Raw genomic sequence first — 5488 nt, forward strand, 5'->3', positions numbered from 1 at the left:
GGACTGTCCCCGTTCCCTCCGTAGCAATCGCCATGCCAGATGAGGAAAGGCTCAAAAACCGGTATCTTCCATCTGCAATACAAACTTTTTACGCAATATTTGCATTTGCATATGCAATATTTGCATCTATCCCAATCCAGCGATAAAATGAATCTCAAGATTTAATTAATCCCGTACTCCTTTATCTTATACTGCAATGCCCTCAGTGATATTCCCAATATCTCTGCTGCCTTTTTTCTGTTCCCGTTTGTCTTTGATAGTGCATTTTCAATAGCAATCTTCTCAACAGTCTTTAAATCGCCCTTTATTTTTTTAGTCTCTTGCATATCGACCCTTGCTGGCTCAAGATCAGGCAGTATCAACTGATTGCCCCGACTTATAATGACACTTCTTTCTATTACATTTTCAAGCTCCCTTATATTTCCGGGCCATGCATAATCGGCTAACTTTTCCATTTCATCGGCAGGGATTGTCTTTGCCTCCTTGCCGAGCCTTGCTGAAATAACTCTTACAAGATAGTTTGTAATATCTGGCACACGCTTTTTTCTCTCCCTTAATGGGGGGATATTTATTGGGAATACATTAAGGCGGTAATAGAGGTCTTCCCTGAATTTCTTTTCCTCCACGAGTGCCTTCAAATCCCTGTTTGTTGCTGCTATAACCCTCGCATTAGTTTTTATTGTGTTCAGGGAGCCGAGCCTTTCAAATGTCTTGTCCTGGAGCACCTTCAGAAATTTTGCCTGCAAAGCAGGGCTCATCTCTGAGACCTCATCTAAAAATATGGTGCCGTCTCCTGCCAGCTCAAACTTTCCCTTCTTCTGCGATAATGCGCCTGTAAATGCGCCTTTTTCATAACCGAAAAGCTCTGATTCGAGCAGGTTCTCCGGTATCGCTGCACAATTTATATCCACAAACGGGCCTGTCCTGCCGCTCATGTGATGGATTACCTTTGCTATTAAACTCTTTCCTGTACCTGTCTCTCCGTAGAGGATAATTGTTGCATCTGTGGGTGCAACGTCCCTGATATCTTTTAAAATCTTATCCATTCCTGCAAAGACTATATCCATGGGAGGCATGTCATGAAAGGCTTCGGATTTAAGGAGCTTGTTCTCCTCTACAAGCTTCTGCCTTTCGTATATCTTTGAGACTGCAATCCTCAACTGCTCCGGATCCTTGAGAGGCTTGGTAATATAATCCGATGCGCCCTTTTTCATTGCCGATACAGCAGTATCAACTGTTGCAAAGGCAGTAACCATGATAAAGTCTATATCGGAATTTCTGTTCTTTATTTCTTCCATAAGCTGAATCCCGCTCATTTTAGGCATCTTCAGGTCAGTGATGGCGAGATTGGGCGAATATGAATCCACAGCCTTTATTGCATCCTCCGGGTCTGTAAAGCCTTTTACCGTATATCCTGCGTCCTCGAGTATTTTCGTTAAAAGAAGCAGGAATGACTTCTCATCGTCAACTATAAGTATTCTGAAGTTTTCTCTTTGCATAATGAATATTATATAAAATTTTTAGGTATCACTATTTTAAACACAGTCCCCTTTTGCGGCTCGCTTTCCAACTCAATTTCGCCTCCAATGGCTTTTGTAAGCTTATCCACTATGGCAAGCCCGAGTCCTGTGCCCTTTGTCTTTGTTGTAAAAAATGGCTTAAAGACATTTTCCTTCGTTTCTTGACTCATTCCGCAGCCATCATCGCTTATCCATATCGTCGTCTTATCATTCATAAACTCTGCCTTTATATCTATAACTCTGCTTCCCGCATCTACTGCATTCTGCAGGATATTCGTCAATACCTGCTTTAATTTATCCCTGTCAGATTTTATCTTCAAACCTGAAGGCACAGAGACTTTTATATTAACTTTTTTACTATCGCCCATTGACTGATTTATTGTTCTGACAATTTCATCCGTGAGATCTCCGACATCAAACTCCCCGGGTTTTACCTCCATGGGTTTTGCATACATGAGCAGATCCTCTGTCAGCGCCTCCAGTCTTTTTGATTCCGAAACTATTATATCCAGAGAGTCTGCGCCCTGTATTCTGTTATCCGTGTTCTGTTCTTTCAGATACTGGGCAAACCCCTTTATGCTGCCCAAGGGATTCCTTATCTCGTGGGCAAGGACAGATGCCATTTCTCCTATTACAGCAAACCTTTCCCTCTCTGCCATTTTCATTCTCAATTCATCCGAATGCCTCGATGCCCTGACAAAAAAGTAGCCGACAACCCAGAGGAGAGCGATTATAAAAAACATCCCTAACACATGAAGCCTTGCCTGCCTTACAATCCCTTCAACAGGATTTGTGTGGAGGGCGAGTCTGAGTATTCTTTCAGAATTCCGGATATGCACGGGAAAGTCAAGGATAAAGACCCTCTCGTCCGTGCCGAGTGTAATATAGGTGTGGGAAGGAGTCCCTGTATCGATTACTTTTTTAAGATTTCTGTCCCGAGCCTGTCTGCCTATTAAATTTTCATTCGAATGGAGAATTATTGTGCCGTTTTTGTCATAAAGGGCAATAAATGCAATGCCCTCCCACCTGCCCTCGGTAATTATTTCCTTAAAAATATTCTTTTGTTTTCTCAACTCATCACTGTTATTCAGGGATGTCTCAAGACTCACTGCTATGCCGAGCGCCTGAAGATTTAGAGAGTCTTCAGCCGCCTTTTTGGAATTTTTGTAGGTCAGAAAAGTGCTTATTAATGTGATGACAGTCGCAAATACAAGGATTGCAATAAGATAGATGTGATTGCCTCTAAGATATGTATCATGCATATTACCTATTTTACATGCATATCAGGATTGATTGTCGAGGATACTTCTGATCTTAGCCATCAGTCCCTGTATTTCCAGAGGTTTTGCAATAAATTCCAGCCCTTCCTCATAAATCCCCTTTGAAGTGAGTATATCCTGGGTATAGCCGCTGATGAAAAGGGTTTTGATATCAGGATTCATCCCTCTAATGAAATGGTAAGCCTCTTTGCCGTTCTTCTTCGGCATAACAACATCGAGTATAACCATATCGATACTATCTTTATGTTCATTATACTTTGCAACGGTGTCCTCACCGTCTGATGCAAGATAAACTTTATAGCCGTATGCCTCGAGTATATCCTTTAAAAATTCCCTCACCGATCCCTCGTCTTCCGCTATAAGTATTGTCTCGTTGCCCCTGAAGTCCTGCTCTGGTTTATGTTCGATAATCTCCTTTCTTATATCCTCCATATCGGCGGTGACCGGGATATATATTTTGAAGGTTGTGCCGATGCTCTTTTCGCTGTATACATTTATAAACCCGTCGTGCTGTTTTATTATCCCGTAGACCATGGAAAGACCGAGCCCTGTCCCCTTTCCCTTTTCCTTTGTTGTATAGAAAGGGTCGAAGATGTGAGCCATGTCCTTTTTATCTATGCCCATCCCTGTATCGCTTATGGAGATCATCATGTACTTTCCATGCTTAGCGCCATACGCCTCGACATATTCGGGGTCAAGCATTACAGGGGTTGTTTCTATGGACAGCACACCTCCGGCAGGCATGGCATCCCTCGCATTGGTTGCGAGATTCATAACAACCTGCTCTATCTGGTTCGCATCGCCGAACACAGGGAACTCCACATCGGAAAATTTGAGCCTGAGTTCTATATCCTCGCCTATGAGACGATTTAAGATATCGGAGACGTTCTTTATTATCTCATTAAGATGGATAATGCTGGGTTTGATAATCTGCTTGCGACTGAAGGTCAGAAGGCTCGATGTGAGGTTCTGTGCCTTCTCCGCTGCATTCAACACATGCCGGACATATCGCTTATTCTTTTCGCTGCCGTCGTCGAGGGATTCCTGAAGCATGGATGAATACCCTGTTATTGCTGTCAGCAGATTATTGAAGTCGTGGGCAATGCCGCCTGCCAGAAGGCCAAGGGACTCCATTTTCTGGGATTGCACGAGCTGATTAACAGCAGACTCCAATTTTTTCTGCTGGCTCCAGATATTTTTTGAAAGCACGGCAATGCTCACCATTCCCATAAACCAAAGAATCCTAAATTCCAAACCCTAAATCAGGATTTTGATATTGGAATTCATTTTTATTTGAATTTAGAGCTTGGGATTCAGAACTTGTCTTTCACGGCATTCCAATACCGTGAATCTGCGCCCCGCATTTTGAACACTTTGAGTCTTTCATTTTAATGGTGGTCAGGGAAAATCCAAACCTCTCTATAAGCAATTCCCCGCATGAAGGGCAGTATGTGTTCTCACCGCCCTCGCCAGGCACATTGCCTTCATAAACATATTTCAGACCTGCCCTCAATCCTATATCCCTCGCCATCCTCAATGTCTTTATGGGCGTCCTTGGCTGGTCAGTTAATTTATAGGTGGGATAAAACTGTGTTACATGCCATGGCATTGCAGGATCTATGGATTTTATGAATTCGGCTGTCCATTTTAAAAAATCTTCCGAGTCATTGTATGTAGGTATGATAAGCGTCGTTACCTCCACCCAGATGCCAAGTTCTTTCATAAGTTTAATGGTATCCAGGACAGGCTGTAGTTTCGCGCCTGCAACCTTCTTGTAGAAATTCTCATCCCCTTTTAGATCGATGTTGTTGGCATCGAGATAAGGCGCAATAAGCCTTGTTGCCTCAGGGCTTGTGTATCCGTTGCTCACAAACACATTTTTTATTCCCTTTTCATGTGCGAGCCTTGCGCAATCGTATGCAAACTCAAAGAATATCGTGGGTTCTGTGTAGGTGTAGGATATGCTCTTGCAGCCTGTGAGTTCTGCATCTCTCACAACCTGTTCCGGAGACATTTCCTCACCGGGGATGTCAGGGTATTCCTTTGGATATTGCGATGTTTCATAGTTCTGACAATGCAGGCACCTGAAGTTGCAGCCAACTGTGGCAATGGAATAAGACTTCGATCCCGGATAGAAATGGAATAACGGCTTTTTCTCTATGGGGTCTATATGCCTTGCTATGACCTTCCCATAGACAAGGGTATAAAGCGTGCCATCCCTGTTTTCCCTCACTGCACATATCCCACGCTTGCCTGGCGAAATGGTGCAGGAGTGATTGCAAAGATGGCACTTTACCTTGCCATCAGCAACTTTCTCGTAAAGCATTGCCTCTTTCATTATTTTGTCTTCTTTGCTCTCCCAGCAGTTTTTTTGGCCTCGGTTTTTTTAGTTTCAGTCTTTTTAGCGCCTGACGATGTCTTCTTCTGGCCTTTGTGCCTCGCCATTACAATCTTTTCTGCCTCAAGCCAGTGCTCGAGATCATGTCCGGGCATCCTCCCGCTCTTCTCATAAAGCTCGTATGCTACCTTTGCAATCTCATCATGTACGTTCATTTCTGTCCCCTCCTGTAATAGTATTTTTTATAAATCATATCTCTATTTGCAGATTAATGCAAGACGTGTATTACTGTTGCTACCAGATAGGTATAGACATATTAACCAGTTTATAGAGGCTATAGAAACAAAGGG

General features: G+C 43.1%; 5 protein-coding genes. All 5 read right to left on the bottom strand.

Going from position 1 to position 5488, the window contains the following annotated elements; genetic code table 11:
* Positions 1-161 precede the first annotated feature (161 nt).
* Positions 162-1499, bottom strand: a complete 1338-nt coding sequence (locus V7L97_RS10830) for a sigma-54-dependent transcriptional regulator (RefSeq protein ID WP_333655893.1) — start codon at positions 1497-1499, stop codon at positions 162-164.
* A gap of 8 nt (positions 1500-1507) precedes the next feature.
* Positions 1508-2782 carry a two-component system sensor histidine kinase NtrB gene (locus V7L97_RS10835; protein ID WP_333655895.1) on the bottom strand — a complete coding sequence of 425 codons (1275 nt, stop codon included), beginning with the start codon at positions 2780-2782 and terminating at the stop codon, positions 1508-1510.
* Positions 2783-2803: 21 nt separating this feature from the next.
* On the bottom strand, positions 2804-4054 hold the full coding sequence (locus V7L97_RS10840; RefSeq protein ID WP_333655896.1) for an ATP-binding protein: 1251 nt from the start codon (positions 4052-4054) through the stop codon (positions 2804-2806).
* A 73-nt stretch (positions 4055-4127) separates the two neighbouring features.
* Positions 4128-5138 (bottom strand): AmmeMemoRadiSam system radical SAM enzyme, encoded by a 1011-nt coding sequence (gene amrS / locus V7L97_RS10845; protein WP_333655898.1) that lies wholly within the window; start codon positions 5136-5138, stop codon positions 4128-4130.
* The gene (locus tag V7L97_RS10850; RefSeq protein WP_333655900.1) at positions 5138-5353 is read right to left on the bottom strand and encodes a DUF2934 domain-containing protein; all 216 of its coding nucleotides are present in this window, start codon (positions 5351-5353) and stop codon (positions 5138-5140) included. The genes amrS and V7L97_RS10850 overlap by 1 nt, the downstream gene beginning before the upstream one ends.
* Positions 5354-5488: the final 135 nt, after the last annotated feature.

The organism is Dissulfurispira sp. (genome assembly GCF_036745535.1).
Lineage (GTDB): Bacteria > Nitrospirota > Thermodesulfovibrionia > Thermodesulfovibrionales > Dissulfurispiraceae > Dissulfurispira.

Bases quoted from the DNA above. Each gene is read 5' to 3' on its own strand.
- V7L97_RS10850 (WP_333655900.1), bottom strand. From the start codon at position 5,353: ATGAACGTACATGATGAGATTGCAAAGGTAGCATACGAGCTTTATGAG.
- V7L97_RS10830 (WP_333655893.1), bottom strand. From the start codon at position 1,499: ATGCAAAGAGAAAACTTCAGAATACTTATAGTTGACGATGAGAAGTCA.
- amrS (WP_333655898.1), bottom strand. From the start codon at position 5,138: ATGAAAGAGGCAATGCTTTACGAGAAAGTTGCTGATGGCAAGGTAAAG.
- V7L97_RS10835 (WP_333655895.1), bottom strand. From the start codon at position 2,782: ATGCATGATACATATCTTAGAGGCAATCACATCTATCTTATTGCAATC.